Origin of the sequence: Methanohalobium sp., assembly GCF_046546175.1 — an archaeon.
Classification (GTDB): Archaea; Halobacteriota; Methanosarcinia; order Methanosarcinales; family Methanosarcinaceae; genus Methanohalobium.
Genome location: NZ_JBKGYF010000019.1, coordinates 1 through 25,523 on the forward strand (window position 1 = coordinate 1; position 25,523 = coordinate 25,523).

A 25,523-nucleotide genomic window follows, 5' to 3' on the forward strand; every position below is an offset into this window, starting at 1 on the left:
TTTACAATTAGTACATATTGTATGTAATATTATGTAAATTTGTTGTATAATTTGGGAACTGTTTTATTCCCAAAAACGACGGTTTTTGGATGGATTCTGTCATCTCTATGCTCCACAGGAAATATTATCGAACTATCATTATAATAATCCGTGTAAGGGTCATTCCCATAGGATCGTATAGCTCCGGTATCACGGCTCAAAACTTGCGAATCCGGATGAGCTCTTTTCCAGTCACCCCAGTAAACAGCATCAATAGAATTGTTTTGCTATTAATTGAATACATTCCACTCCCACCAAGAATCATAGTATAATACAATAGACAGCTTCATAATATTAAAAACTGCCACTACAACAATCAATATTTAGTTATCTGGTCAAAGGAAAAGTTAATAATATTTGAAATTGTTAATTTATTTGAGTTTAAACTAGAAACTGATTTTAAACATATTGGGGGGATATTAGATAACCGAACCATGGATTTTTGCTATTGATGAAAATAGTATACAGGATGACAGTTTTGAAGGTGTCAATTTAAATGGAACTCATGTCCTCATTGTTAAAAAAGGAGAGGACATCTATGCGCTATCAAATAGATGTGCACATATGGAGTGCCTGTTATCAAAAGGCACTCTTGAAGGATATACAATAAAATGTCCCTGTCACGACTGGAAATTCGATATAAGAACAGGTGAATTTGTAACTGCAAAAGAGATAAAAATTCCTGTTTATCAGACAAAAACATCAGAAGGTAACATATATGTAAATATCAAAGAGGGGAGATAATGGAAAAAGTATTCATGTATACACTCAGCACCTGCCCGTGGTGCAAGAAGACTAAAAAGTTTTTTAAAAAGAGAAGCATACCTTTTGATTATATCGATATTGATAAGGTAGAGGATGAGGGGGAGAAAGAAAAAATAATTGCAGAGATGAAACGCGAAGGTGGGAGTACAGCTACACCCTATGTGAAAATCGGGGATGAAGTTATCATAGGGTATAAACCAAAAAAGTATGCTGAACTATTGGGGATTGAGGAATAAATGGGATTAATATGTCATCCGAGAGAAATGAAAGAAGAAAAAAAAGATTGAGAGAAATGTTTAATAGAGTAGTAGATCCTCTGGGATACAAATTTAGCCCTGATGAAGAGCTTGTTGATTTTCTACTTGAACAGGAAGTACTTACAGAGCGTGAGAATGGCTCTCCATCTTGCCCATGCCAAGCTCTTACAGGAAACAGGGATGAAGATATGAAACTTGTCTGTCCCTGTATACCATTCAACAAAAAACATTTCGACATCATGAAACGCTGCTGGTGTGGACTCTTTGTCCATAAGGATGTTAACAACCCTGATGAACTGGAACAAATCTCTCCGAAAGAAATAGAAGAACTGGAAAAAGAAACAACTACATGAATCTAGAATATCGTCTCCTTTTTATTCCCTGCTTCATAGAAAGGAACCGTATCTAAATTTATAAGGTGGTGATTATTCATAGCTCCTGTTATCGTTGCTCAGAATTTGCAAAAGAAATTTGGAGAATTGATTGCTGTTGATGGGATTAATTTTTCGGTGGAAGAGGGGGAAGTTTTTGGATTTCTGGGACCAAACGGTGCAGGTAAAACCACTGCCATGAGGATGATACAGTGTGTTTCACCTATAGATGGTGGAGAACTTGAAGTATTCGGGAGGGATGTAAACACTCATCAAAGAGAAATCAAAGAAAAGATGGGTGTTGTTCCGCAGGAAAATAATCTTGACCCTGATTTTACAGTATATGAAAACCTGTTTGTTTATTCACGGTATTTTGACATACCAAAACAGGAAAGTGAAAAACGTATCAACAACCTACTGAAATTCGTGCAGCTGGATGAGAAAAGAGACGTTATGACAAATATGCTTTCAGGCGGGATGAAGAGGCGTCTGATACTGGCAAGGGCTCTTATCAACAATCCAAGATTATTGATATTGGATGAGCCCACTGTAGGACTTGACCCTCAAGCAAGACACCTTTTATGGGATAAAATCAAGAGCTTGAAAGAACAGAATGTTACAATTGTTCTTACTACACACTATTTGGAAGAAGCTGCATACCTTTGTGATAGGCTAGTCATCATGGATTATGGAAAAATCCTGATTAAAGGAAAACCAATGGACATAGTAAAAAAGTACATAGGCAGCGATGTAATAGAGGTTGACAATACTCCTTCTGTTATATCCTGTCTAAAAAACATCAATACTAGCTATGATGTATTAAACAGTACCATACAGGTATATACCAACGAACCAAAGAACCTGACTGACAGCCTCATGAAAGAATGCGAGTTTGAAAAGATAACCGTTCGTTCAGCCACACTGGAAGATGTGTTCCTAAAGCTTACAGGAAGAAAACTGAGAGAGTGAATTTATGCCGATTACATCCTATTTTAAAATACCAAGTCTAAGCTACAGGATTTTTAAAGTCTGGCTCAGGAATAAGGATGTATTCGTATCAACAATAAAAGTTAATCTACTTCCACCTTTACTAAGTCCGCTTCTGTATCTGTTTGCTCTTGGTCTTGGATTGGGTACTTATATCGATAACATGGAAGGGGTAGAATATATTAAATTCATCGCACCTGCTATGATATCTGTATCCATGATGTATGCTTCCTTTTTTGAATGCACCTTTGGTTCCTATGTACGAATGTATTATCAGAAAACCTTTGACGCTATTATCGCAACTCCGCTTACGATAGAAGAAGTTATTACAGGAGAACTGTTGTGGGGTGCTACCAGAAGTGCCATTGATGCAACACTTGTAGTGGTAATTGTCAGCATAATGGGATTAGTTGAATACCCACATTCATTGCTCATAATTCCGTTCTCATTCATTGCAGGCTTTCTTTTCGCGTGCCTTGGAATGTGTTTTACTGCAATCACTCCAAACATTAATTCACTTACCTATCCTTCAATACTTTTTATAACCCCGATGTTCCTTTTTAGTGGTACATTTTTCCCGCTATCACTTCTGCCCCAGCTTCTTCAATATCTAGCCTATGCCCTTCTGCCACTGACACATATTGTAAGGATAATACGGTCATTGACCCTGGGTTCACCTGATATTTTTATGCTGGGGAATTTTGTATGGATAATCGTCGCATCTATGATTCTTTTTGTACTATCAGTAAACCTTATGAAAAGAAAGCTTATAGTGTAAAAATTCTCTTTTAAAGAATACATCCAAGTTATATTTTAAAAATCCTACAATAACCAAAATTATATATGCAAAGCATAACAACAAACAATTGAAAAAATAAAGTTTTAATTACTTTTGAAGGTTGAGGGGTATGAGAATAAATGTGATATTTCATAGTTTATTCGACCATATATATATAAGATGGCTGAAGATGTTGCCGAAGGTTCCAGAGAGGTCAATGGCACCGATGTTAAAATCTATCAGGTACAAGATACACTCCCAGATGAAATTCTGGGAAAGAAATGAGCTCTGGATTCAAAGAAAAATTTTCCCATATTCCAGCCGTAACCTTGGACAACCTATCAGAAGCTGACGCTGTAATTTTCGGTACACCAACCTGTTTTGGTATGATGACTGCTCAGATGCGAACATTTCTGGATGCTCCATGTAAACTCTGGGCAAACGGTGACTTGATAAAAAGTTGGGAATTTTTTACATCCAGTGCCACCCAGAATGGCGGTCAGGATTCAACCATACTCAGTTTTTCACACGAGATTACTGCATCATGGCATGGTTATAGTAGGAGTTCCATATTCTGAAACCAGAAAGTCAACTATGAATGAAATTATAGGTGGTAGTCTCTATGGAGCTTCAACCATTGCTGCTCAGGACGGGAGTCGGCAGCCAAGTGAAAATGAGCTCGCTATAGCCCTCTTCCAAGGCAAACGTGTGGCTGGGATTACAAAAAAGCTGGTTTAATAAGATTTTTATATAAAAACCAATTAGTCAGGGGCTTCTATTGTCTTTATATTCTACATTTAGTCGCCATAATTTTTAAATATATCCCATTTAAACATATTTTGCAGCAGCTTTATTGGGTTTCAAATTTCCATCTCCTGAATACCTGATTTTTGCTTTTTTTTATAAATATCTAGGAAAAGAAATATATCTACCTGAAATAAGTATAATGATTCAATGCAATTTTAACTGTGGAGTGAAAAATGAGCAAGCAAACCCCTGCTATGCAACAGTACTATGAGATGAAAAACAAATACAGTGACGCGTTATTATTTTTCAGAATGGGTGACTTCTACGAATGTTTTGATGACGATGCAAAAATTGTTTCTGAGGAGCTTGAAATCACCCTGACAACCCGCAACGGCAATAAAAAAGGTGAAAAAAGACCGCTTGCAGGAATACCTTATCATGCTGTTGACAATTACCTTCCAAGGCTTATTAAGAAGGGCTATAAAGTAGCCATTTGTGAACAGCTGGAAGACCCACGAGAATCTAAAGGCGTTGTTAAAAGGGGAGTGGTTCGGATAGTAACACCCGGCACTGCTATCGATTCAACCATGTTTACAGATGCTGCAAACAATTACCTTATGGCTATTTCTGAAAAAAACAATGAATTCGGGTTATCATTTCTGGATGTTTCCACAGGTGAATTTCTCACTACCCAGTTAACAGATGAACCTCCCTACAACAGAATTTCAAGTGAAATCTCAAGAATGAGACCTGCTGAATGTATCCTTCCACCCTATCTTTATAATTCAGAAATTGCAGAACGCCTGAAGGATTTGAAAATTATCCCACATGAATATGATTCCAGAGCATTTGACACCAATGAAGCCAGATCACAATTGCTTCAGCATTTCAATGTTTCCACATTAAAAGGTATGGGATGTGACGATTTGCCCCTTGCTGTTTCATCATCAGGTGCAACCATCCAGTACGCCCTTGAAACCCAGATGAGAGAACTTGGGCATGTACACACATTAAAAGCTTATTCTGATTCCGAATTCATGGTACTGGATTCCATAACCCTAAGAAATCTGGAAGTAGTCAAAAGTGTACGTGGCGAAGGTCATGATGCCACCATACTCAAGGTACTGGATGATACAAAAACTCCAATGGGAAGTAGACTGCTTCAAAAATGGCTTGTAAAACCCCTGATTTCGGTGGATGACATCAACAAGCGTCTTGACGCGGTTCAGAACTTAACAGAGGAAACCCTTGTACGTTTTGATTTGAGGTCATATCTATCCTATGTAAAGGATGTAGAACGCCTGGTCGGACGTATTGTTTACGGTAATTCCAATGCAAGAGACCTTGTTGCACTTAAAAAATCTCTGGAAGTCATCCCTGATATCATACAGTGTCTTGATGAATGCACTAAATCAGATATTTTAAAAGAGATACAAGATGAACTTTCATCATTTACAGAACTGGATGATATAACTAAACTGATTGAAAAGGGAATAACAGATGAACCTCCTGCAACTGTAAGGGAAGGTGGACTTATTAAAGTCGGTTACAGTGATGAACTGGATGAATTAAAGGATGTATCCAGACATTCCAAGGAATGGATTGCATCGTTCCAGAAGCAGGAGCGTGAAAGAACTGGTATCAATTCACTCAAAGTAGGGTACAATAAAGTCTTTGGATACTACATTGAAGTTACAAAACCCAATATAAAATACGTCCCGGATGACTATATCCGTAAACAGACCATGGCAAATGCCGAGCGTTTCTACACCCCGGAACTGAAAGAACGCGAGAACATGATAATCTCTGCTGATGAAAAAATCGTATCCCTTGAATATGATTTATTCACTGATATAAACTCACGGATAGCTTCACATTCAAAGAAACTCCAGCGTACTGCAACCCTTGTTGGAAAACTGGATGTACTTGCAAATCTTGCAGAAGTTGCTGTAGACAACAACTATGTAAGACCTGAAGTTGCAGATAACTGTAATATTACAATACGTGAAGGACGGCATCCAGTTGTTGAAAATACAGTTACAGACGGATTTGTTGCTAACGATTGTGCAATGGACTGCACTGATAATCAGTTTTTATTGATTACCGGTCCCAACATGGCAGGAAAATCCACATATATGCGCCAGACGGCACTGGTTACTATCATGGCACAGGCTGGTTCCTTTGTCCCCGCATCCTATGCATCTATTGGCATAGTGGACAGAGTATTTACCAGAGTAGGTGCTTTCGATGACCTTGCAAGCGGACAGAGTACATTTATGGTGGAGATGGTTGAGCTTGCCAATATACTGAACAATGCAACTCCTAAAAGCCTGGTCCTTCTTGATGAAATCGGTCGGGGTACCAGTACCTTTGATGGATACAGTATCGCAAAGGCAGTTGTAGAATATATACATAAAAAAGATGGAGTAGGTGTCAGGTCACTTTTTGCAACTCATTATCACCAGCTTACAGAGCTTGAAAACAAGCTTAAACGAGTCAAAAATTACCACATTGCAGTGAAAGAAAAGGATGACAACCTTGTATTTTTGAGAAAAATTGTTCCTGGCGCCACCGACAAAAGCTATGGAATTCAGGTTGCACGTTATGCAGGTGTTCCAAAGAAGGTTACCAATAGAGCCAGAGAAATATTAAAAGACATTGAAAAAAATGCATCTATAGGTGATGAAGACAATAAAAAGGGCAAGAAGAGAACCAAATATACACAACTGGTATTCTTTGACCCTGAAAAACAGAAACAGGATGATAGAAGGGATGACCCTCATCCGGTTGTTGAAGAAATCAAAAACATGAATACCAATGAATTAACACCGATTGATGCATTGAACAAGCTTAATGAACTTCAGAAAAAAATAGAATCCAATGGAGAAAAATAAGAGATGGATAATTCTAAAATACATGTCCTTGATGAAAACACCATCAGTAAAATTGCAGCAGGAGAAGTGATCGAGCGTCCTGCTTCAGTTGTTAAAGAATTAATAGAAAATTCGATTGATGCTGGCGCCACAGAGATAAAAGTGGATGTTAAAGGAGGGGGAGCCGAAAAGATTGTGGTTACCGATAATGGAACTGGTATGAGTCATGATGATGCATATCTTGCTTTTACAAAACACGCAACTAGCAAAATCTGGAAACTTGAAGACCTTTATTCAACAACAACGCTGGGGTTCAGGGGTGAAGCCCTATCAGCTATTGCATCAGTTTCAAAGGTTGAGATGACAACCAGACAGAAGGGGGACCTAGCTGGTACAAAAGTTGTTGTTCAGCCTGACGGTATACATGACATTTCAGAAACAGGCGCATCTACCGGTACCTGTGTAGAGGTTTATGACCTGTTTTACAACACCCCTGCACGAAGAAAATATCTTAAAAGTGAAAGAACCGAACTTGCACATATTTCAGATATCGTCTCAAAACAGGCACTTGGAGATACCAGCATATCATTCACCCTTACCAGCAACGGACGAACAGTGCTGCATACTCCACTATCAGGAGACCTGTTCGACAACATAATATATGTATACGGACGTGATGTAGCCAAATCAATGATACCTGTAGACCATGAATTCGAACTTGTTAAGGTGTCAGGGTACATATCAAAACCTGTATTTACAAGAAGCGGTACCGATTTCCAGTCATTTTTCATAAACAATCGAAGTGTATCATCCAGAGCTATCAGCAATGCGTTAAGGACAGGGTATTATACCCTGATATCCAGAAACCGATATCCTGCTGCCGTCCTGAATATAAAAATAAATCCCAACGAAGTGGATATCAATGTCCATCCAAGAAAGAGCCATGTAAGACTCAGCCATGAACAGGATATCTTGGACGCTATATCAGAATCTGTTGAATCTGCTCTTAAAAATGCAGAACTGACCCCAAGAATAAGCAGAAAAGATAAAAACATATCCAAGGAAACATCTGTACAGCTTGGAATCGGAGAAATCGGAAACCAGAATCAACAATTAGTAGATAATATTATCCATGAAGGACCTGCCAATTATGATAACACATTTAAAAAACATCAGAAATCAGTTAGTAGTGCTTCATCTATTAAAAACACCGAAAAACGTCTAAAACATTCTGAAAGGCTGGCAACCAGTATACCAGACCAGCAGTCCGGTAACCATGAAGATTTTATAAACAAATCCGGTACTCAAACCGAAACCATCGATATAAAGGCACTGGGTCAAATAGATAATTTATATATTGTTGCTGAAATAGAATCAGGACTTGTTCTTATAGACCAGCATGCAGCTCACGAACGTATCATGTATGAACATATCTGCAAATCGAAAGACCCAGAATGTCAGGAGCTTATATCACCTATAACCCTTGAATTAAGTGTTAAAGAAAAGGTCCTGATGGAAGAGTATATACCCTATCTAGAAGAATTCGGGTTTGCTATATCTGAATTTGGACCCAGTACCTATATTATCACTTCCGTGCCAACTCTGTTTGGAAAAATGGAAAGTCCTGATATTATACACGACCTGATGTCTGAAATCTTATCTGCCGGTCGGATTAAAAATGATATAGGAATCTATGACCACATGTGCAAAACCATGGCTTGTAGAAGCGCTATCAAAGCAGGTCATGTCTGTAGTACTAACCAGATAGAGAAACTGGTGGCACAACTTCGAAACACTCAAAACCCTTACACATGTCCGCATGGACGTCCTACAATGCTCTCTTTTACAAGGGATGAGTTAGATAGAATGTTTAAAAGAACCGAGAAAAACGGCTAAATCGCTATATTTATAATCCAATGTCTCGAATGGTCAGCAATGATTGATCCGGTTAACAAAACAAAGATTCCAGATGAATGGATAGAACGTACCAGCATGCCACGCAAGAAATTAATAGAAGGAATCAAAAACGGAATGCTTGTTGTCTTAAGTGATGGTTCCGTACTGAAGAGGGGGTATACAACCGGTACCACTGCAGCTATCGCTGCAAAGTCGGCAGTCCTCTCACTTAAAAAAAATATCGATACAGTATCAGTTCCTACTCCTGTAGGCATCAGGGCACAGATGGAAGTCGATGCACATCACGGTCATTCAGTGGTTTCAAAGATGAATAACGACCATGAATCCGACATCACAAGAGGTGTTGAATTTGAATCATATGCCATGGAGTCGGACGAAATCTCCATATTTGCAGGGGAAGGAATCGGTACCATAACTAAGGATGGTTTGCAAATTAAAAAAGGAAATCCTGCCATCAATCCAAAACCCATGCAGCAAATAAGAGATTCTGTTCATGAAGCGGTTGAAGAGCTCGGAATCAAAGGAGTAAGGGTCAAGATTTCACTACCAAAAGGTGCTGACATTGCAAAAAGCACGCTCAACGACAGAATAGGAATAACCGGTGGTATTTCGATTCTTGGAAGTACCGGATTTGTAGAACCCTGGAGCGACCATCTGGGTGAAATGAAAGAGGACCTGCTCAAAACAGCATCAAAGGTTGTCATCACGACCGGTCGTGTGGGTGTCAGATATTCCACAATGCTGTTTCCGGATTACACTGTTGTACTCTTTGGAAGCAGGATTTCAGAAGGGCTTGAAGCCGCCACAGGTGAAGTGATAATCTGCGGGCTGCCAGGACTTATACTTAAATGGGGATACCCTGACATTTTAAAAGGTAGCGAATACTTAACTGTATCAGAACTGGTGAAAAAAGAACCTGATGGAAAACGTTTACAGGAAGCTTTTGAAAAAACCGTTGAAAAAGCAGGTGGTACACGTGTGGTTATTGTGAACAGAGAAGGAGAAATTATAAAAGACAGTGAGGGTGGAAAATGATAATTGCAGGTGTTGGTGTAGGACCCGGTATGCTGACAGAAGAGGCGATTGATGCTATCAGAAATGCTCCTGTTGTGTATGGATCAAAACGTGCTATTGAAATTGCAGAAAAATACATAACCAGTGAAGCCAATGAAATCAAGGATTACAAAAAACTCCATCTGTTACCAGAGGATGCTGTTGTGCTTTCAACCGGTGACCCTCTTTTTTCAGGGCTTGGAAAATTTGCCCGCAAAAATGATAGAATCATTCCCGGAATTTCATCCCTGCATCTTTCATGCGCTCGACTTGGTGTGAATTTAACAGGTCTTGCTGCTATTACCGCCCACGGTAGAGGTCCGGAACACTCAAGAAACCTTCTGATCCAGGAATTAAAACTTGATAAAAATGTTCTTTTACTGCCTGACTCATCCTTTGGTTCATCTGAGGTTGCAGAGGTTCTTTGTAATTTGAACATAAACGCAGATATTTATACCTGTGAAAACCTGGGATATCCAGAAGAGCGCATCACTGGTGGCACACAGAAAAATCCACCGGAAGTACAATCCAAACTCTATTGCATAATGATTGTACAGAAATAATACTATTTTTGAAATATTGAAATGACAAACATAGCAATTATTTTCCTTGTAGGTAATAAGTGTTACCTGAAAAAATGGGTTTATATACCATTTCAGGCCTGTTTTTATACTAAGAATTAAGTTAAGTTGTTTTAAATTAGTTAACACTGTTAAAAGTAAATAATAAGAGGTATCCTATGCATATAATGGAAGGGTTTTTACCAACTCCCTGGTGGCAGCTCTGGTTTGCTATATCAATACCAGTGATAATGTTTGGTATTTATAAGTTGAACAAGATGGTGGAGAACAAACGTGAAATTTTGCCGCTACTGGCAGTAGCTGGTGCATTTATATTTGTACTTTCATCACTCAAATTGCCATCAGTTACCGGGAGCTGTTCACACCCTACAGGAACAGGACTTGGTGCTATTCTTTTCGGACCAGCTGTGACAGCAGTTTTGTCTACAATTGTCCTGTTATACCAAGCAATATTTCTGGCTCATGGTGGTTTAACAACTCTTGGTGCCAATGTATTGTCCATGGGTATTATAGGTCCTCTTGTAGGATACGCTATCTATAAAGCAGGTATGAAATTTAATTTCAATGCCTATATAGTAGTATTTCTGGCGGCAACCTTTGCCGACTGGTCTACCTATGTTATGACAGCTTCACAATTATCGCTGGCATTTCCAGCTGAAGCAGATGGAATCCTGGGTTCATTCAAAGCATTTGCCGGTATATTTGCTGTTACCCAGGTACCGCTTGCCATAATGGAAGGTGCCGTTACAGCACTGATATTCAAATATATCGTGCAGCTTAAAAGCGATGCCCTTATCAAACTCAATGCAATCAGTAAAGAAGGTGTACGCAAACTCAAAGGGGTGACATCATGAAACTGGAACTTATAGTTGCCGCACTTGTTGTGCTTTTTGCTGCCCAGTTCCTTTATGTATCTTCTGCCACTAATGCAGCATTCAGTGGAGCAGACGGTGAAGCAGAAGGTGTAATCCAGAATATCGCTCCTGATTATGAACCAATCGTAAATCCAATCTGGGAACCACCATCCGGAGAAATTGAAAGTTTGCTCTTTGGTCTGCAGGCTGCTATTGGTGCATTGATTATTGGTTTCACCTTTGGATACTATAAAGGTAAAGGTAAAAACCAATCCAACAAATGAAAGAAAAACATTCAAAGTCTCCCTCTAGAAGACAAAATTAATTCTTCTTTAAATCCAAACAAAGGGTATTTAAATAAAACTGTAAAATACAAGTGCCTGTTATGACAACTCTGCTGGATGACTATGCATTAATAAGCCCATTGCGGTATAGAAACAACTGGCTCAAATTGATTATTGTAGCCTTTGGATTACTTGTAGGTGTATCATCCAGTTCTCCTGTTGCTCCCATACTGGTTGCTTTATCAATGAGTTTTGCTATTGTTTTTATGGGAAAAACTCCCCTTAAATTGTACCTGAAAATCCTGACTGCTCCCTTTGGATTTGCGATTACCGGAGCTGTTGTGATTCTGTTTTTCTTTGGTTCTGGAAGTGAAATTTTTTCATTTAATATATTCGGGTACCCATTTATTGCAAATTCTGATAGCGTTAATATGGCAGCTCTTGTAATATCAAGGACTTTTGGAGGTATGTGCTGTCTGTTTTTCCTTGCTTTTACCACACCTATGGTTGAATTGTTTGCTGTACTTAAAAAAACCCGGCTTCCTGAATCATTTATAGAACTTTCTATGCTGATATACCGCTACATATTCGTATTTCTGGATGTGGCAATGTCCATTAAATACGCCCAGACTATACGACTTGGATATAAAGATTTAAAAAGTTCAATCTATTCATTCAGCATGCTTGTGAGCACACTTTTCTTAAGATCATGGGAACAGGGTGAAAAACTTTATCTTGCCATGGATTCCAGATGTTATAATGGCAAAATGATGCTATTTGATGCTAAAAGACCTATTGGATTTTCAGAACTAATCATCACCTCTTTATACTTTATATTCATCTTAATCATTTTCTACTTTACAAAAAATATCTCAGTTGTTTGAGGATTAACCATGTCGATTCTGAAAACAAAAAATCTCAAATACACCTATCCGGACGGAACCACTGCTATCAACGGTGTTGATGTTGAAATCAACGAGGGGAAAAAAATTGCATTTGTTGGGAGAAACGGATCCGGTAAATCAACCCTTTTTTTACTTCTGAACGGAACCCTTGAACCGGATGAAGGTGAAGTACTATATCATAATGAACCAATAAAATACGATTCCAAATCCCTTCGAGAAATACGCAAAAACGTAGGTATCGTGTTCCAGAATCCAGATGACCAGATATTTGCTCCGACTATCTATCAGGATGTGGGATTTGGACCCACAAACCTGGGATATTCAAAGGAAGAAGTTGATGGGGTAGTAAACAATACCCTTGTATACATGGGACTCAAGCATTTGAAAGACAAACCTCCCCACCATCTAAGCGGTGGTCAAAAGAAAAGGGTCGCTATTGCAGGTGTGGTGGCAATGGACCCAGAAGTAGTCATTCTTGATGAACCGCTTTCCAACCTTGACCCTGTTGGTGCAGATGAACTGCTGGATTTGTTGAATGAGTACAACCATTTCGGAAAAACCATCATAATATCCACTCATAATGTCGACCTTGCCTACAAATGGGCGGATTATGTATACCTCATGTCAAACAGTGAAATGATAAAAGAGGGGACCCCTGAGGAGGCATTGAGCGACACTAATGCTGTAAAAAAAGCCGCACTTACCCATCCTACCTATCAGGAGATATACCATGAACTCAGGATAAGAGGGATTGCCCAGGACAACCGTGCTCCAAAAGATATTCCCGAACTCGTAGATACACTCAAACCACTTGACCTTATGTGGGTAAATGTACCTCCTGAAACAAGAGTAGGTGATTATCTAAATCTTGGTGTGATGTATGGAGAGTATGCTGAACATTCACCCTATGAGGCTGTCAATGCCAAAGTGCTACACATACACGAAAACAACATGGCTATCGTGGAGTTTAACAGACATGGTTTCAGAGCAGGGGGTATTATGCTGTATGACATGGATGAATACGAACCTGAGGAATTCGGAGAACTTACAAAAAATGCAGATATAGAAGTTATCGGTGCCATGGGTAAAAAGAGCAAATCATTCGCAGAAGACGAAGGGATTACAATTGAAATTACAACCAATGTAATAGACAGGTCTATACTGACAGCTCTTTGCGGAAAACGGTGCCTTATACTTACAAACGGCGGTATGATTGACCATGCATTAAAACGTATAAATGATTACGCAGAAAATAGTGGTATTGAACTGCATGTAGGAATTTTAAACAGAGACAAATCACTTAATTTTCAATATTTAAAACCAGAATTTTAACATAATATTACAGTATATTTGAGTGTTACTTTAACCGCTTTTTATATATAGAATTAATCCATTTAGTAACACGAAATGTTACTATCAAGCGTCCAAATTTTTTTATAAGTAGATACCTCATTTGTATTCTGGTGGTCTAATGATCAAATTCGAAAATGTAGGAATTTCCTGTGGGAACAGGAAAATAATTTCAAAATTTAACTTAAAAGTGGATAAAGGTGAATAATGTATTAATCAAAGGAAAATCTGGAACTGGGAAATCTACATTATTAAAGATGTTACCATGTATCACATAACCGGATGAAGGACTAGTATATATTCAGAACATGCCTGTTACTTCCAGCTCTGTTTGGAATATAAGGAAACAGGTACCTTATGTATCACAGGACACCGATACAGGCGAAGGAAATGTAAGAAAACTAGTTGAGAACGTATTTGCATTAAAAGCCAATAGAAGTATTGAGTGCCAATAAAAACTCAATTTTCTTATAGAACATTTCCATCTGAAAGGGGATATACTGGACAATATTTTTGAATACTTATTCGGTGGAGAAAAACAGAGAATTGTTACCATCCACTAATTGCTTTTACAAAGAGATGTGTATCTTCTGGATGAAATAACATCAGACCTTGATTTTGAACTTAAAAACAGGATTATGGATTATTTCCTCAATCATGAAAACCTGATCCTGATTATCGTATCCCACGACGAATAATGGAAAAAGATGATGTACAAATCATTAAATTGGGTGATTAAGTGCACATCTATGACATATCTATTATTGGTTTAATACTGGGGTTTGTTATGCTTGCAATTCCTGTAACAATAATCAAAATTGTAAAACTGGACATGATTAAAAAAATCCCTTGCATCCATCATCAGGATGATTGTCTAGTTATCCATTGTGGGCATGTTTTTAACATTTATTTTTGATTTGAACAACAGTTTATTGAATATAGCATGGATACTTGTAATGATAGCTGTTGCATCATATGAATCAGTCATAATACAGGGTTTAAGATTCAAAAAAGTCTATATTCCAACCATCGCAACATTTGCTTTTGCAAACCTAGCAATGCTAGTTTATCTCAACCTGTTTGTAATAGACCTGAATAACGCTTTAGATGCCAGATTGATACCATATCGGGATTTCTTCTGGTAAAGCACTGAACGGAAATATAATAGGTGTAAGTAATTATTATCACAGTATCAAAAGAAATGAAAACCATTATATATCCAGCATCTCTCTTGGAGCCAAAACACATGAAGCTCTTTTACCCTACATAAGAAACGGTTTAAGATCTGCATTAAAACCTGCATTTGGAGAGATCGCTACAATATACCTGGCATGATGTCAGGTCAGATGATTGCAGGAATCAGTCCTGTTTTAGCGATTAAGTATCAGATAGCTGTAATGATAGAGGTTTATGTGACCACTGTTACTTGTGTTGCACTTAGTAAAGTATTAACATCACTGATAAATTTCGATGAATATGGACTTCTCAAAAAAGTCATATTCAAAATACTGCATATAGTTAAACAGTAATAAATAAAATTGTAAAATAGAGTGCTATATCAGTGTATAGCACCATTGAAATCAGAGTATTACCTGTGCAGGTGTTTCATCTTTTTCTTCTTCATATTCGGTTACAAGTGCTTCAGTTGTCAAAACAGTTCCTGCGATTGAAGATGCGTTCTGGAGCGCACTTCGTATCACTTTTGTGGGTTCAATAATACCTGCTTCGAACAGGTCTTCAAATTTGTCGGTTTTGGCATTGTAACCGAACTGATCATTGGATTCAGATTTCACACGAGCTACAATTTCTGCCCCTTCTCTTCCTGAATTTATCGCAATCTGTCGCAGAGGCTCCTCCAATGAGCGTTTGACAATTGAAGCTCCTATCTTCTGATCTCCTTCAAGTTTCAGATTTTCCAGTTCTTTGGCAGAGTTGTAAAGTGTTACTCCTCCACCTGTTACAATTCCTTCTTCAACAGCAGCTTTGGTGGCATTTAATGCATCATCAGCTCTCATCTTCTTCTCTTTGAGTTCTGTTTCGGTGGCAGCTCCTACCTTGACAATTGTAATTCCACCGCTTAACTTGGCGAGACGCTCCTGGAGTTTATCTTTCTTTCTGTCGGATTCCGCGACATCAATCTGGGATTTGATCATTCCCATTCTTTCATCAATGGTTGATTTGTCACCTTTGCCTTCAATGATTGTGGTCCTCTTGTCGTCTACAGTGGTTTTGCGCGCTCTGCCAAGCATGTCCTCTGTGAAATTCTCAACTTTCATGTCCTTGTCTTCACTGATTACAGTACCACCGGTCAGTACTGCGATATCCTCAAGCATCTCTTTCTGCTCGTCACCGAATCCTGGTGCTCTAACAGCACATACGCGCAGTGAACCGCGTAGGATGTTCAGAACCAGTGCAGCCTGTGCATCTCCTTCAATCTCCTGTGCAATAATCAACAGTGGTCTGCCTTCATTTGCCACTTTTTCAAGTGCAGGTACTATCTGGTTTACTGTGTTAATTTTCTCATCTGTTATCAGGATGTATGGTTCATCAAACTCACAGACCATGTGTTCCTGATCTGTTACCATGTAAGGTGATAGATAACCACGGTCAAACTGCATACCTTCAACAAATTCAAGTTCATTTTCGAGGGTGTTTGATTCCTCAACAGTTATAACTCCGTCATATCCTGCTTTGTCCATTGCATCTGAAATCAGACTGCCGATTTCCTCGTCATTATTTGCTGACACTGTTGCAACCTGGTAGATTTTTTCCTTTTCACTCACATCCCTGCTTTTATCCTTAAGGTACTGGACAACCTGTTTAGCGGATGTATCAATACCGCGTTTTAAATCCATTGGATTTGCACCTGCGGTTACATTCTTGATACCTTCTCGAAGCATGCTCTGTGCAAGAAGTGTTGCAGTAGTTGTACCGTCTCCGGTAGTATCCTGGGTTTTGGATGCAACTTCCTTCACAAGTTTTGTACCCATGTTTTCGAACTTGTCCTTGAGTTCTATTTCTTTTGCAATGGTTACTCCATCATTGGTAATTGTGGGACTTTCTGATTTATCGAGTACAACATATCGTCCCTTTGGACCCAATGTGATTTTTACTGTGTCCGATACTTTGTTGACACCTGTTAATAATGCGTTACGTGCACTTTCATCGAATAATAACTGTTTTGCTGTCATTTCAAAACCACCTCCTTTTTAATCAGTCTTCAACCTTGGCCAGGATGTCCTTTAAATCGACAAATATATGTTTTTCTCCATCCAGATCTATTTCATCGGTCTGATAGCCACCATAGATGATTTTTTCGCCTTCTTTTAAAGGAAGTTCACTACCGTCTTCATAGGTCCCTACTGCTACCACATATCCTTCTTTGTTTTCTGGTTGAGCACTCTCTGGAATATAAATTCCACCTGAGGTCTTCTCTTCCTTTTTAACTTTGACTAATACTCTTTCACCGATTGGTTTTATATTCATTTCCTACCGACCTCCGTTATTATAAATTTACAAATATAATCTCCCAAGTTGTTATTCCTGATAATGCAAAACAAATATATAAAATTTACCAATTTAATAGAATTTATTCCAATTAAATAGAAATGAAACCTACTAAATTGAGAAAAACTTAAATATATTTTAAAAGATACAGGTAGTTGATGAGTCAGAGGATTATCCTGAACAAATTGGATAAACCAAAAAATAAGAACCTTGAAAGTGATGCCCTCTGGATATGCGAAAGTTTAGGATTTTCTTCTGGGAGGGACATAGAAAATACATCTACAAAAGTCATTATTAGCCTACTTAAAAATCTGTCTCACGAAGGTAAAACCTCCTCAGAAGCAATTGCAGAGGACTTGGACATAAAAATATCCCGTGTTAATTATCACATTCGAAGCCTTGTTAATTCAGGACTGGTTTATAGAGAAAGAAGATCACTCTATTTGAGAGGTGGAAGTTTCAAAACCGCAATACAAGAAATGAGAAAAGATGCCGACCGTATATTTGAAGATTTGGAAAAAGTAGCAGAAGAAATTGACGGTAAAATGGGCATCAAAAACAGGTGAGTATTTAAAGTATAAATAAAATTAGTATCAATAGCTATGGCTTTCTTTTAGCAGCAGTGCATCACTTTCAAGATTAGGACTCTCACAAATTACAAAACCTTTGACACTGAATTCTTTAAAAGCTTGAAGCAACTGCATATAATTAAAATCTGATTCATGAAGATTTACATGATTTTTCTCACCCTTTGAATTGTATACTATTCCTGACACATGAGAATGTAAGTTGTCCAATCCTTCCCTGCCAAGGAACTCTTCTACCCTACTTAGAACGGATTTGAATTCCTCGAAAGAATTATTTCCACCATTGGACCTTGCATGCAGGTGTGAAAAATCAATACACGGAAGTACACCTTCAATTTCACTGCTAAGATGCAAAATCTCGTCCAAATCTCCAAATTGTGTTCCTTTACCTGTGGTTTCAGGGCGAAGAACTGCCGGAATATCGTCATCTTCCAGTCTTGATGATAGGTCACTTAACAGTTTACATACTCTGGAATATACGTTGTTACTAATATCGTTGTGATAGTAGGCCGGATGGAAAACAATTGATTCAGCACCACACAATGACCCGATTCTTGCTGACTGATAAATCCTTTCCATACTGGCATCGATTTTTTCCTGTTCAGCAGAATTTAGATTGATATAATAGGGTGCATGTACACTCAATGATACACTGGTGGTTTTTGATGTTTCATACACCGAATGAGCCTTCTCGTCTTTCATACGGACTCCGCGAACAAATTCAAGTTCCATACAATCGAGTCCGATTTCACGGATATATTCAATTCCCTTTATACTGCCTTTATTTTTGGCTCCGTGTGGAGTTCCAGCAGTTCCGAATAACAAATTTTCCTGCATGATATCGTCAAACCAGTTTAAACAATTCCAAGATGCTGTTTAAGTTGTTTTACCCGCTCATCTGAAAGCTTTTGAGATATCATATCCATCAGAACATCAATATCACCAGGTTCCAGTGATCTGATATCCTCTTTATTATCAAGGGCAAGCTCCACAAGATAATCCAGTTCTTCCGAAGTTAACCTATCTATTCGCTGTTTAAAATCTTCGGAAGATTCAACAAATTTATGGGAGATTGGCCTTAATATAAATGGATAGGTATGTCCCCATTCTGAAGTCACACTACCTTCTGCTTCAGGTGCCAGCTTATTAAATATTTCAATATCTTTTTCTGAAAATTCTCGTCCTGCCATATAAACCACTTAGATATTAATCTATTTTTAATTTTTTCTAGGTTTGAGTACATTTCCATGGATATCGATTTCACCACGCATGATACGGGTAGATGATATCGGCAGGGAATCCTCTGCCATAACACATTCTATCTTTACAATTTCGATAGGTTTTAATCCCCTTTCCTGTCGTAATTCATTGAGTTTTAACGCAGAATCATACGTTTCAGACGAAACCACAATATAATCGTAATCATCTGTAAGAGTTGGTCCATATGGATCAGTCAATTTAAAAATCCTACAATTGCTGATTTTGTTATTAAGTGTTTTGATATAATCCACAAGATTTTTTTTCCTTGTGTCATAATCGGTCATTTCAAGTCTCTGCTTTCGTGCCATCTCGTTGGATGTCAGCCCTATATCAACATGTCCGTCATTTGCCAATTCAAACGTTTTTTTGATGAGTTTTTTATGCCCATCATGAATATATTGAAACGTTCCACCTACTGCTACCTTAGCCATCTCTCCTGAAATCGTGTTTTTTATAAAATAAGTTTTCGTTAGAAAATTTGCATCATGCAAATTTTTATCAGAATATTTATCTACATAAATTGTCGTCATGATACTATCCTTATACGTTTCTATTAGAATACTTGCACATCGCTTGCTTTATCTATATATACCACCACATCAATAAAGTATAACAATACTATAGTTATATTACTATAGAAATCGTGCACCCAGAAATAATAACCAAGTGCACCAACAGGAGTATAAAAATGGCTGAAGTTACACTAGAAGACCTAGACCATGTGGGTCCAGCAACCGCACAGAAGTTGAGAGAAGCAGGATTCAATTCAGTAGAAGCAATTGCAGTAGCATCTCCTACAGACCTATCACTCAGTGCTGATGTAGGTGAAGCAGCCGCTTCCAAAATCATCAATTCCGCACGCAGTTCTGCCAATATCGGAGGATTTGAAACCGGTGACCTGGTGATGGAGAGAAGGAAACAGGTGGGCAAATTATCAACCGGATGTTCTGAATTCGATGAGATGATGGAAGGTGGTATCGATACCCAGTCCATCACTGAATTATACGGAGAATTCGGTTCAGGAAAAACTCAGATAGCACACCAGCTTGCTGTTAATGTCCAGCTTCCAAGGGAACAGGGAGGACTCAATGGTTCTGTAATATTTATTGATACCGAAAATACATTCAGACCTGAAAGAATTAAGCAAATGGTTCAGGGTGCTTCAGAACACCACAGCATCGATTATGACCCCGAAGAGTTTCTAAAAAATATTCATGTTGCAAGAGCATATAATTCCAACCACCAGATACTCCTGATGGATTCTGCCATGGAACTTGCAGAAGAATCCAAAAAGTGGGATCAGCCTGTCAGACTTTTAATTGTTGATTCATTAACCGCTCATTTTAGAGCGGAATATATCGGACGAGGTACTCTTGCAGACCGACAGCAAAAACTCAACAAACACCTTCATGCACTGCAACGGTTTTCTGACCTTTATAATGCGGTGATAATAGTCACCAACCAGGTTATGTCAAAACCAGATGCTTTCTTCGGAGACCCGACCAAACCGATTGGAGGTCATATTATTGGACATACGGCCACATTCAGGATGTATCTTAGAAAATCAAAAGGTGATAAAAGAATTGTAAGACTGGTTGATTCACCAAACCTTCCGGATGGTGAAGCGATAATCTCAGTCACACCGCTGGGTCTTACAAACCCATGATATTTTATTAATTTTAAACTGGTCAAATATGAAATTCAAAGCCCTTGTAGTTGATATTGATGGTACAATCACCTTTAAAAATCGGAGACTCAATCTAAAAGCTGCAGAGATGCTGTACAAACTGAATATTGATTCGGGGATACCAGTAGTACTGGCAACCGGCAACATACTCTGCTTTTCACAGGCAGCTTCAAAACTTATTGGTTTAAATGGGTTTGTGATTGCTGAAAACGGTGGATTGGTTTCAAAAGGGTTTGATACCAGACCCTATATATTGAGCAATATCAGAGAATGCGAAAACGCATTCGATTTTTTATCAAAATATCTACAGATCACAAAACTGGACCCTGAATACAGAAAAACTGAAATCGCTCTGAGAAGAGATTTTGATTTTAAGTATGCCAGACAATTGGTTGCAGATAAATACCATGTAGACCTGGTTGACACTGGATATGCTGTCCACATAAAAAACAATACAATGAATAAAGGAACAGGTCTTACAAAAATTTCAGAACTTATGGGATTAAAACCGAAGGACTTTGTTGCTATGGGGGATTCAGAAAACGACCTGGAAATGATTGATTATTCAGGTCTTGGAATCGTTGTAGCAAACGGTGACCAGAAAACAAAGTCGATTGCAGATATTGTTACAGAAGCAGCTTATGGTGATGGTGTGGTTGAGGCTTTGGAATATTTAAATTCCAATGGCTGGGAAGTAAACCCGCCATAAACCTCAACCTGATTTATTTATTCTCCCTGTTGTAGACTCTTTATAATTTTTTTATCCACAACAATATAGTCCTTTATTGCACGCACCGATTCAAATGGTAAGAGTATATACTGGTCATCCTTTTGAAAATCCGAGGTATCGATATTCATATCTGGTCTTACCATGAGGTCTACCAGTTCACTGGTATCAAGATCCATAGTTATATTATAAAGTGTTCCGAGTTCGGTTCCATCGGTTGTCATCACCTGTTTACTGGACAGATTCTTTGCAAATACTTTCGCCATCATTATCCCTGCCAATTAATTGTTTTTCATAAATATCCGGTATAAGAGCTGGTTTCTGTTTTCTTCATACCGCCTTTGAATTGTTCCTTTATCTTTTCGTAATAGTCAACCATATCCTTAGTTACTGTTGGTCTGACCTTTTTAATTGCTTCTTTAAAATACTTCAACCCTACTTTATCAGTTTCAAAATCGTCTCTTAAAGAGAGCATGACAGCTTCTCTACATACTGATTCTATATCAGCACCGATATACCCCTCTGTTATATCCGCAAGTTCACTGATATTAACATCATCTGCAAGTGGAATGTTTTTGCTGTGTATTTTGAATATATTTTCTCTGCCTTCCTTGGTGGACTGACTGACAAGAACCAGTCTATCGAATCTTCCAGAACGAAGAAGTGCAGGGTCAATTATTTCCGGACGATTGGTTGCTGCTATGACTATTACATCTTTTAGTGGTTCCAGACCATCCATTTCAGTAAGCAATTGATTCAATACCCTTTCAGATGTTCTACCGTCTTCTGTCATTCCGCTGCGGGTGGATGATATTGAATCAATTTCATCGAAGAATATTACACAGGGTGCCACCTGTTTAGCTTTCTTGAATGTATCCCTGATTGCTTTTTCAGATTCACCTACCCATTTATGCAATATCTGCGGTCCTTTGATACTTATAAAATTAACATTGGATTCATTTGCGACTGCCTGGGCTACAAGTGTCTTCCCGGTGCCAGGAGGTCCAAAGAGCAACAGTCCTTTGGGTGGTTTAATTCCCATCTGTTCAAATTTTTCTGGTCTTTTAAGCGGCCATTCAACTGCTTCTACAATTTCCTGTTTAACATTCTCAAGACCTCCTATATCAGACCATTTTACAGATGGAACCTCGACCAGTACCTCTCTTAGAGCAGAAGGTTCTATCTCCACAAGTGCATTATCAAAATCCTCTGGGGTTACAACAATTTTTTCCAGTGTTTCTTGTGGTATTTCCTCATCCAGATTGAGGTCAGGCAAAAACCTCTGGAGAGAACACATTGCTGCCTCCTGTACCAATGCCCTAAGGTCTGCTCCCACAAAACCCTGGGTGTTTTTTGAAAGATACTCAAGGTCTACATCTTCAACTATCGGCATACCTCTGGTATGAATTTGAAGTATCTCATGTCTGGCATCAGTGTCGGGTACACCGATCTCGACTTCTCTATCAAATCTACCTGGTCTACGAAGGGCAGGATCAAGGGAATCCACTCTGTTGGTTGCACCTATCACTACTACCTGTCCCCGTTCTTCAAGACCATCCATCATTGTCAAAAGCTGGGATACCACCCTGCGTTCCACTTCACCTGTAACATTTTCACGTTTGGGTGCAATGGAATCAATCTCATCGATGAATATAATCGATGGTGCATTCTCTGAAGCCTCTTCAAAGATTTTACGAATACGTTCCTCACTTTCACCATAATACTTGCCCATGATTTCTGGTCCAGCGATGTAGAGGAAATTTGCACGGGATTCATTTGCTACCGCCTTTGCTATCAGGGTTTTCCCTGTTCCTGATGGTCCATGCATTATTACTCCCTTTGGCGGCTCGATATTCAGTCTTTTAAACAATTCATTGTTTTTCAATGGAAGTTCTATCATCTCACGTACCCGCTGTATCTCACTTCCAAGCCCACCGATGTCTTCATACTTGATTCCCTTTACAGCGTTTGAATATCCTCTGGCAGGTTTCTGACTCAATTCGATTTCTGTCGATTCATCAATGATAAGGATTGAATCTTCTGGTTCGGTTTCTACCACTATGAGAGGAATTGCCTGTCCACCGGCAACCGGACCTGACATGGGCTGGTTCATGGAACTGATAATCGGTATTACATCATCCTGAACAATCGGTCGTTTGAGAATGTTGCGTTTTATAATCTCACTTGTATTATCCCCGAATTCCATCATCATGCCTTCAGGGGGTGCAAGTACTACTTTTTCAGCGGGTTTTGCTTCAACTTTTGTTAAAGTCACCCGTTCTCCTATACTTACACCTGCGTTCTGCCTGATGAAACCATCAATCCTGACAAATCCCTGCTCCCAGTCCTGACGGTCAGCTCTCCATACCTTTGAAGCTGTCGTTTTTTGTCCATCTATTTGTACAATATCACCGGGAGATGCCTGAAGTTCCAAAAGTGTGTTTGGATCAAGGCGAATTATGCCCCGTCCGAAATCGTTTGGGTGTGCTTTTTCGACTTTTCTCTGTACTCCATCCATCGAAGTCATCCTTAAAATGATTTAATTATAGTTATATAAAACCTGTTTATGTTATTTCAATGCATAAAAACTATATGGTTTTAAAGTTTATTATTCCTCAGTGAATTTTAAATGCAAGCACTGGTATTTGAGCCTTTTTCTGGAGCTTCTGGTGATATGGTAATTGCAAGCCTTATAGGACTGGGTGCTGACCAGTCTAGGGTAAAAGATATCATGGAATCAGTTGCTGATGTATCAGTATCTATTAATCAGGTCAAAAAAAATGGTATACATTCGATAAATGTTGATGTAGAAAGCAATCAAGATGAAAAACCCAGAAAATACTACGATATAATAGATACTATCAAATCCTCATCATTATCCAATAATATAGAAAAAGATGTTCTGGACATATTTTCAATAATGTCAGAAGCTGAATCCAGAATCCATAACCAAAACCTACTGGATTTACATTTTCATGAAATAGGACAGATGGATGCAATAGCTGATGTTGTAGGTGCATGTACCGCAGTACATGAGTTTAATTTTGATAAAATCTACTGCACACCGATTATAACAGGAAAAGGTCTTGTAGAATCTGAACACGGTAAATTACCTGTCCCTGCCCCTGCGACCATGGAAATATTAAAAACCGGTAACATGATTTTCCAGAATGGAAATATTTTAAAAGAGCTCTTAACTCCTACTGGTGCTGCAATACTTTCACATTTTGCTGTTTCGGTTGATAACTATCCTCCTTCCCAGATAAAACAAATAGGTTACGGGGCAGGTGATTTGTACCTTGATGAACAACCGAATGTCCTGCGAACTTCTCTTTCAGAAATTGATAACGCACTCGTACATGATTCTGTGGAAGTACTTGAAACCAATGTAGATGATATCACAGGGCAGGTTCTTGGATACCTTGTGGATGAATTACTAGCAATGGGCGCCAGGGATGTTACAATCACACCAACCACCATGAAAAAAGGAAGGCCTGGTCACATAATACATGTAGTTTCAAGACCAAGTGACACATCAAAACTTGCGAGAAAAATAATCACAGAAACCGGTTCATTGGGTGTTAGAGTTATACCCACAAGACACCGATTGATTGCAAAACGCTGCATTGAAAAATTTAAAATCAAAATCAATGATGAATATCATGAAGTAAATATCAAAATTGCCAGAGATGTCAATGGTACGCTGTTAAATATATCAGCCGAATATGAAGACTGTAAGAAAATTGCAGACTTTACAGGGCTTATTTTAAAAGATATTATCCGTACAGCAGAAGAAACTGCAAAGGATATCTTAAAAAATAGATAAGGTAATTCCATCAACTTTATATACCATTTTGGTAATTAACAATTTGAAAGGTTTGAACCATATTGGTTACTTAGAATTTGTTACAACATTAAAATAAATTCTTTACTTCCAATAATTACAAACCAATTAATTAGACATTGAATATTTAAGGACGTGTATTAATTTGTA

The 25,523-nt window shown here is 38.4% G+C and carries 31 protein-coding genes; 23 read left to right on the forward strand and 8 right to left on the reverse strand.

Annotated features, from left to right (window positions below; translation table 11 throughout):
• Positions 1-29: 29 nt before the first annotated feature.
• Positions 30-254: a DUF3179 domain-containing (seleno)protein gene (locus ACLFMM_RS03560; RefSeq protein ID WP_410807370.1), complete on the reverse strand. Its 225-nt coding sequence runs from the start codon at positions 252-254 to the stop codon at positions 30-32.
• Positions 255-486: 232 nt separating this feature from the next.
• Here ACLFMM_RS03560 and ACLFMM_RS03565 point away from each other — a divergent pair, with 232 nt between their 5' ends.
• The 19 genes from ACLFMM_RS03565 (at position 487) to ACLFMM_RS03655 (ending at position 15,290) form a co-directional block, all read left to right on the forward strand.
• On the forward strand, positions 487-783 hold the full coding sequence (locus ACLFMM_RS03565; protein WP_410807371.1) for a Rieske (2Fe-2S) protein: 297 nt from the start codon (positions 487-489) through the stop codon (positions 781-783).
• Entirely contained in the window at positions 783-1,040 is a 258-nt protein-coding gene (locus ACLFMM_RS03570; protein WP_410807342.1) for a glutaredoxin family protein, read from the forward strand. The genes ACLFMM_RS03565 and ACLFMM_RS03570 overlap by 1 nt, the downstream gene beginning before the upstream one ends.
• Positions 1,041-1,051: 11 nt before the next feature.
• On the forward strand, positions 1,052-1,414 hold the full coding sequence (locus ACLFMM_RS03575) for a ferredoxin-thioredoxin reductase catalytic domain-containing protein (RefSeq protein ID WP_410807343.1): 363 nt from the start codon (positions 1,052-1,054) through the stop codon (positions 1,412-1,414).
• A gap of 105 nt (positions 1,415-1,519) precedes the next feature.
• On the forward strand, positions 1,520-2,401 hold the full coding sequence (locus ACLFMM_RS03580; RefSeq protein ID WP_410807344.1) for an ABC transporter ATP-binding protein: 882 nt from the start codon (positions 1,520-1,522) through the stop codon (positions 2,399-2,401).
• 4 nt (positions 2,402-2,405) lie between these two features.
• Positions 2,406-3,197, forward strand: a complete 792-nt coding sequence (locus tag ACLFMM_RS03585; protein WP_410807345.1) for an ABC transporter permease — start codon at positions 2,406-2,408, stop codon at positions 3,195-3,197.
• A gap of 281 nt (positions 3,198-3,478) precedes the next feature.
• Complete coding sequence (locus ACLFMM_RS03590) at positions 3,479-3,775, forward strand: NAD(P)H-dependent oxidoreductase (RefSeq protein WP_410807346.1); 297 nt, start codon at positions 3,479-3,481, stop codon at positions 3,773-3,775.
• Positions 3,747-3,935, forward strand: a complete 189-nt coding sequence (locus ACLFMM_RS03595) for a hypothetical protein (RefSeq protein WP_410807347.1) — start codon at positions 3,747-3,749, stop codon at positions 3,933-3,935. The genes ACLFMM_RS03590 and ACLFMM_RS03595 overlap by 29 nt, the downstream gene beginning before the upstream one ends.
• Positions 3,936-4,177: 242 nt before the next feature.
• Complete coding sequence (gene mutS / locus ACLFMM_RS03600; RefSeq protein WP_410807348.1) at positions 4,178-6,838, forward strand: DNA mismatch repair protein MutS; 2,661 nt, start codon at positions 4,178-4,180, stop codon at positions 6,836-6,838.
• Positions 6,839-6,841: 3 nt separating this feature from the next.
• Positions 6,842-8,713 (forward strand): DNA mismatch repair endonuclease MutL, encoded by a 1,872-nt coding sequence (gene mutL / locus ACLFMM_RS03605; RefSeq protein WP_410807349.1) that lies wholly within the window; start codon positions 6,842-6,844, stop codon positions 8,711-8,713.
• A gap of 39 nt (positions 8,714-8,752) precedes the next feature.
• The gene (locus tag ACLFMM_RS03610) at positions 8,753-9,769 is read left to right on the forward strand and encodes a cobalt-precorrin-5B (C(1))-methyltransferase (protein WP_410807350.1); all 1,017 of its coding nucleotides are present in this window, start codon (positions 8,753-8,755) and stop codon (positions 9,767-9,769) included.
• Positions 9,766-10,350: a cobalt-precorrin-7 (C(5))-methyltransferase gene (locus ACLFMM_RS03615; RefSeq protein WP_410807351.1), complete on the forward strand. Its 585-nt coding sequence runs from the start codon at positions 9,766-9,768 to the stop codon at positions 10,348-10,350. Before ACLFMM_RS03610 ends, ACLFMM_RS03615 begins: the two co-directional genes overlap by 4 nt.
• A gap of 176 nt (positions 10,351-10,526) precedes the next feature.
• Positions 10,527-11,222 (forward strand): energy-coupling factor ABC transporter permease, encoded by a 696-nt coding sequence (locus tag ACLFMM_RS03620; protein ID WP_410807352.1) that lies wholly within the window; start codon positions 10,527-10,529, stop codon positions 11,220-11,222.
• Positions 11,219-11,506: an energy-coupling factor ABC transporter substrate-binding protein gene (locus ACLFMM_RS03625; protein ID WP_410807353.1), complete on the forward strand. Its 288-nt coding sequence runs from the start codon at positions 11,219-11,221 to the stop codon at positions 11,504-11,506. Before ACLFMM_RS03620 ends, ACLFMM_RS03625 begins: the two co-directional genes overlap by 4 nt.
• 101 nt (positions 11,507-11,607) lie before the next feature.
• Positions 11,608-12,390, forward strand: a complete 783-nt coding sequence (cbiQ, locus tag ACLFMM_RS03630; protein WP_410807354.1) for a cobalt ECF transporter T component CbiQ — start codon at positions 11,608-11,610, stop codon at positions 12,388-12,390.
• 9 nt (positions 12,391-12,399) lie between these two features.
• A complete protein-coding gene (locus ACLFMM_RS03635; RefSeq protein WP_410807355.1) occupies positions 12,400-13,743 on the forward strand; it encodes an energy-coupling factor ABC transporter ATP-binding protein in 1,344 nt (447 codons plus the stop codon).
• Between the two features lie 581 nt (positions 13,744-14,324).
• Entirely contained in the window at positions 14,325-14,459 is a 135-nt protein-coding gene (locus ACLFMM_RS03640; protein ID WP_410807356.1) for an ABC transporter ATP-binding protein, read from the forward strand.
• Positions 14,460-14,648: 189 nt separating this feature from the next.
• The gene (locus tag ACLFMM_RS03645) at positions 14,649-14,906 is read left to right on the forward strand and encodes an ABC transporter permease (protein ID WP_410807357.1); all 258 of its coding nucleotides are present in this window, start codon (positions 14,649-14,651) and stop codon (positions 14,904-14,906) included.
• 19 nt (positions 14,907-14,925) lie between these two features.
• The gene (locus ACLFMM_RS03650) at positions 14,926-15,096 is read left to right on the forward strand and encodes an ABC transporter permease (protein ID WP_410807372.1); all 171 of its coding nucleotides are present in this window, start codon (positions 14,926-14,928) and stop codon (positions 15,094-15,096) included.
• Positions 15,096-15,290 (forward strand): ABC transporter permease, encoded by a 195-nt coding sequence (locus ACLFMM_RS03655; protein WP_410807358.1) that lies wholly within the window; start codon positions 15,096-15,098, stop codon positions 15,288-15,290. The genes ACLFMM_RS03650 and ACLFMM_RS03655 overlap by 1 nt, the downstream gene beginning before the upstream one ends.
• 51 nt (positions 15,291-15,341) lie before the next feature.
• Here the strand turns inward: ACLFMM_RS03655 and groL are convergent, their stop codons facing one another.
• Complete coding sequence (groL, locus tag ACLFMM_RS03660; RefSeq protein ID WP_410807359.1) at positions 15,342-16,952, reverse strand: chaperonin GroEL; 1,611 nt, start codon at positions 16,950-16,952, stop codon at positions 15,342-15,344.
• Positions 16,953-16,974: 22 nt separating this feature from the next.
• The gene (groES, locus tag ACLFMM_RS03665; RefSeq protein ID WP_410807360.1) at positions 16,975-17,247 is read right to left on the reverse strand and encodes a co-chaperone GroES; all 273 of its coding nucleotides are present in this window, start codon (positions 17,245-17,247) and stop codon (positions 16,975-16,977) included.
• A gap of 179 nt (positions 17,248-17,426) precedes the next feature.
• Here groES and ACLFMM_RS03670 point away from each other — a divergent pair, with 179 nt between their 5' ends.
• Positions 17,427-17,834: a winged helix-turn-helix transcriptional regulator gene (locus ACLFMM_RS03670; protein ID WP_410807361.1), complete on the forward strand. Its 408-nt coding sequence runs from the start codon at positions 17,427-17,429 to the stop codon at positions 17,832-17,834.
• 27 nt (positions 17,835-17,861) lie between these two features.
• Here ACLFMM_RS03670 and ACLFMM_RS03675 read toward each other — a convergent pair whose 3' ends face one another.
• The 3 genes from ACLFMM_RS03675 to ACLFMM_RS03685 are packed head-to-tail and all read right to left on the reverse strand — an operon-like array spanning position 17,862 to position 19,546.
• Positions 17,862-18,692, reverse strand: coding sequence for a TIM barrel protein (locus ACLFMM_RS03675; RefSeq protein WP_410807362.1), 831 nt, complete (start codon positions 18,690-18,692; stop codon positions 17,862-17,864).
• A gap of 17 nt (positions 18,693-18,709) precedes the next feature.
• Positions 18,710-19,045, reverse strand: coding sequence for a hypothetical protein (locus ACLFMM_RS03680; protein ID WP_410807363.1), 336 nt, complete (start codon positions 19,043-19,045; stop codon positions 18,710-18,712).
• Positions 19,046-19,072: 27 nt separating this feature from the next.
• Positions 19,073-19,546: a phosphopantetheine adenylyltransferase gene (locus tag ACLFMM_RS03685; RefSeq protein WP_410807364.1), complete on the reverse strand. Its 474-nt coding sequence runs from the start codon at positions 19,544-19,546 to the stop codon at positions 19,073-19,075.
• A 257-nt stretch (positions 19,547-19,803) separates the two neighbouring features.
• Here ACLFMM_RS03685 and radA point away from each other — a divergent pair, with 257 nt between their 5' ends.
• Together radA and ACLFMM_RS03695 are read left to right on the forward strand one after the other, a co-directional pair.
• Complete coding sequence (gene radA, locus ACLFMM_RS03690) at positions 19,804-20,781, forward strand: DNA repair and recombination protein RadA (RefSeq protein ID WP_410807365.1); 978 nt, start codon at positions 19,804-19,806, stop codon at positions 20,779-20,781.
• Positions 20,782-20,809: 28 nt separating this feature from the next.
• Complete coding sequence (locus tag ACLFMM_RS03695; protein ID WP_410807366.1) at positions 20,810-21,511, forward strand: phosphoglycolate phosphatase; 702 nt, start codon at positions 20,810-20,812, stop codon at positions 21,509-21,511.
• A gap of 17 nt (positions 21,512-21,528) precedes the next feature.
• Here ACLFMM_RS03695 and ACLFMM_RS03700 read toward each other — a convergent pair whose 3' ends face one another.
• Positions 21,529-21,795 (reverse strand): PRC-barrel domain-containing protein, encoded by a 267-nt coding sequence (locus ACLFMM_RS03700; RefSeq protein ID WP_410807367.1) that lies wholly within the window; start codon positions 21,793-21,795, stop codon positions 21,529-21,531.
• Between the two features lie 26 nt (positions 21,796-21,821).
• The gene (locus ACLFMM_RS03705) at positions 21,822-24,047 is read right to left on the reverse strand and encodes a CDC48 family AAA ATPase (RefSeq protein ID WP_410807368.1); all 2,226 of its coding nucleotides are present in this window, start codon (positions 24,045-24,047) and stop codon (positions 21,822-21,824) included.
• A gap of 111 nt (positions 24,048-24,158) precedes the next feature.
• Between ACLFMM_RS03705 and larC the strand changes: the two genes are divergently transcribed.
• The gene (gene larC, locus ACLFMM_RS03710; protein ID WP_410807369.1) at positions 24,159-25,355 is read left to right on the forward strand and encodes a nickel pincer cofactor biosynthesis protein LarC; all 1,197 of its coding nucleotides are present in this window, start codon (positions 24,159-24,161) and stop codon (positions 25,353-25,355) included.
• Positions 25,356-25,523 lie beyond the last annotated feature (168 nt).

Excerpts from the sequence above, each read along its gene's own strand:
- ACLFMM_RS03570 (WP_410807342.1), top strand. The coding sequence starts at position 783 with ATGGAAAAAGTATTCATGTATACACTCAGCACCTGCCCGTGGTGCAAG.
- ACLFMM_RS03575 (WP_410807343.1), top strand. The coding sequence starts at position 1,052 with ATGTCATCCGAGAGAAATGAAAGAAGAAAAAAAAGATTGAGAGAAATG.
- ACLFMM_RS03585 (WP_410807345.1), top strand. The coding sequence starts at position 2,406 with ATGCCGATTACATCCTATTTTAAAATACCAAGTCTAAGCTACAGGATT.
- ACLFMM_RS03590 (WP_410807346.1), top strand. The coding sequence starts at position 3,479 with ATGAGCTCTGGATTCAAAGAAAAATTTTCCCATATTCCAGCCGTAACC.
- ACLFMM_RS03595 (WP_410807347.1), top strand. The coding sequence starts at position 3,747 with ATGGTTATAGTAGGAGTTCCATATTCTGAAACCAGAAAGTCAACTATG.
- mutS (WP_410807348.1), top strand. The coding sequence starts at position 4,178 with ATGAGCAAGCAAACCCCTGCTATGCAACAGTACTATGAGATGAAAAAC.
- mutL (WP_410807349.1), top strand. The coding sequence starts at position 6,842 with ATGGATAATTCTAAAATACATGTCCTTGATGAAAACACCATCAGTAAA.
- ACLFMM_RS03610 (WP_410807350.1), top strand. The coding sequence starts at position 8,753 with ATGATTGATCCGGTTAACAAAACAAAGATTCCAGATGAATGGATAGAA.
- ACLFMM_RS03615 (WP_410807351.1), top strand. The coding sequence starts at position 9,766 with ATGATAATTGCAGGTGTTGGTGTAGGACCCGGTATGCTGACAGAAGAG.
- ACLFMM_RS03620 (WP_410807352.1), top strand. The coding sequence starts at position 10,527 with ATGCATATAATGGAAGGGTTTTTACCAACTCCCTGGTGGCAGCTCTGG.
- ACLFMM_RS03625 (WP_410807353.1), top strand. The coding sequence starts at position 11,219 with ATGAAACTGGAACTTATAGTTGCCGCACTTGTTGTGCTTTTTGCTGCC.
- cbiQ (WP_410807354.1), top strand. The coding sequence starts at position 11,608 with ATGACAACTCTGCTGGATGACTATGCATTAATAAGCCCATTGCGGTAT.
- ACLFMM_RS03635 (WP_410807355.1), top strand. The coding sequence starts at position 12,400 with ATGTCGATTCTGAAAACAAAAAATCTCAAATACACCTATCCGGACGGA.
- ACLFMM_RS03655 (WP_410807358.1), top strand. The coding sequence starts at position 15,096 with ATGTCAGGTCAGATGATTGCAGGAATCAGTCCTGTTTTAGCGATTAAG.
- groL (WP_410807359.1), bottom strand. The coding sequence starts at position 16,952 with ATGACAGCAAAACAGTTATTATTCGATGAAAGTGCACGTAACGCATTA.
- groES (WP_410807360.1), bottom strand. The coding sequence starts at position 17,247 with ATGAATATAAAACCAATCGGTGAAAGAGTATTAGTCAAAGTTAAAAAG.
- ACLFMM_RS03670 (WP_410807361.1), top strand. The coding sequence starts at position 17,427 with ATGAGTCAGAGGATTATCCTGAACAAATTGGATAAACCAAAAAATAAG.
- ACLFMM_RS03675 (WP_410807362.1), bottom strand. The coding sequence starts at position 18,692 with ATGCAGGAAAATTTGTTATTCGGAACTGCTGGAACTCCACACGGAGCC.
- ACLFMM_RS03680 (WP_410807363.1), bottom strand. The coding sequence starts at position 19,045 with ATGGCAGGACGAGAATTTTCAGAAAAAGATATTGAAATATTTAATAAG.
- ACLFMM_RS03685 (WP_410807364.1), bottom strand. The coding sequence starts at position 19,546 with ATGGCTAAGGTAGCAGTAGGTGGAACGTTTCAATATATTCATGATGGG.
- radA (WP_410807365.1), top strand. The coding sequence starts at position 19,804 with ATGGCTGAAGTTACACTAGAAGACCTAGACCATGTGGGTCCAGCAACC.
- ACLFMM_RS03695 (WP_410807366.1), top strand. The coding sequence starts at position 20,810 with ATGAAATTCAAAGCCCTTGTAGTTGATATTGATGGTACAATCACCTTT.
- ACLFMM_RS03700 (WP_410807367.1), bottom strand. The coding sequence starts at position 21,795 with ATGGCGAAAGTATTTGCAAAGAATCTGTCCAGTAAACAGGTGATGACA.
- ACLFMM_RS03705 (WP_410807368.1), bottom strand. The coding sequence starts at position 24,047 with ATGGATGGAGTACAGAGAAAAGTCGAAAAAGCACACCCAAACGATTTC.
- larC (WP_410807369.1), top strand. The coding sequence starts at position 24,159 with ATGCAAGCACTGGTATTTGAGCCTTTTTCTGGAGCTTCTGGTGATATG.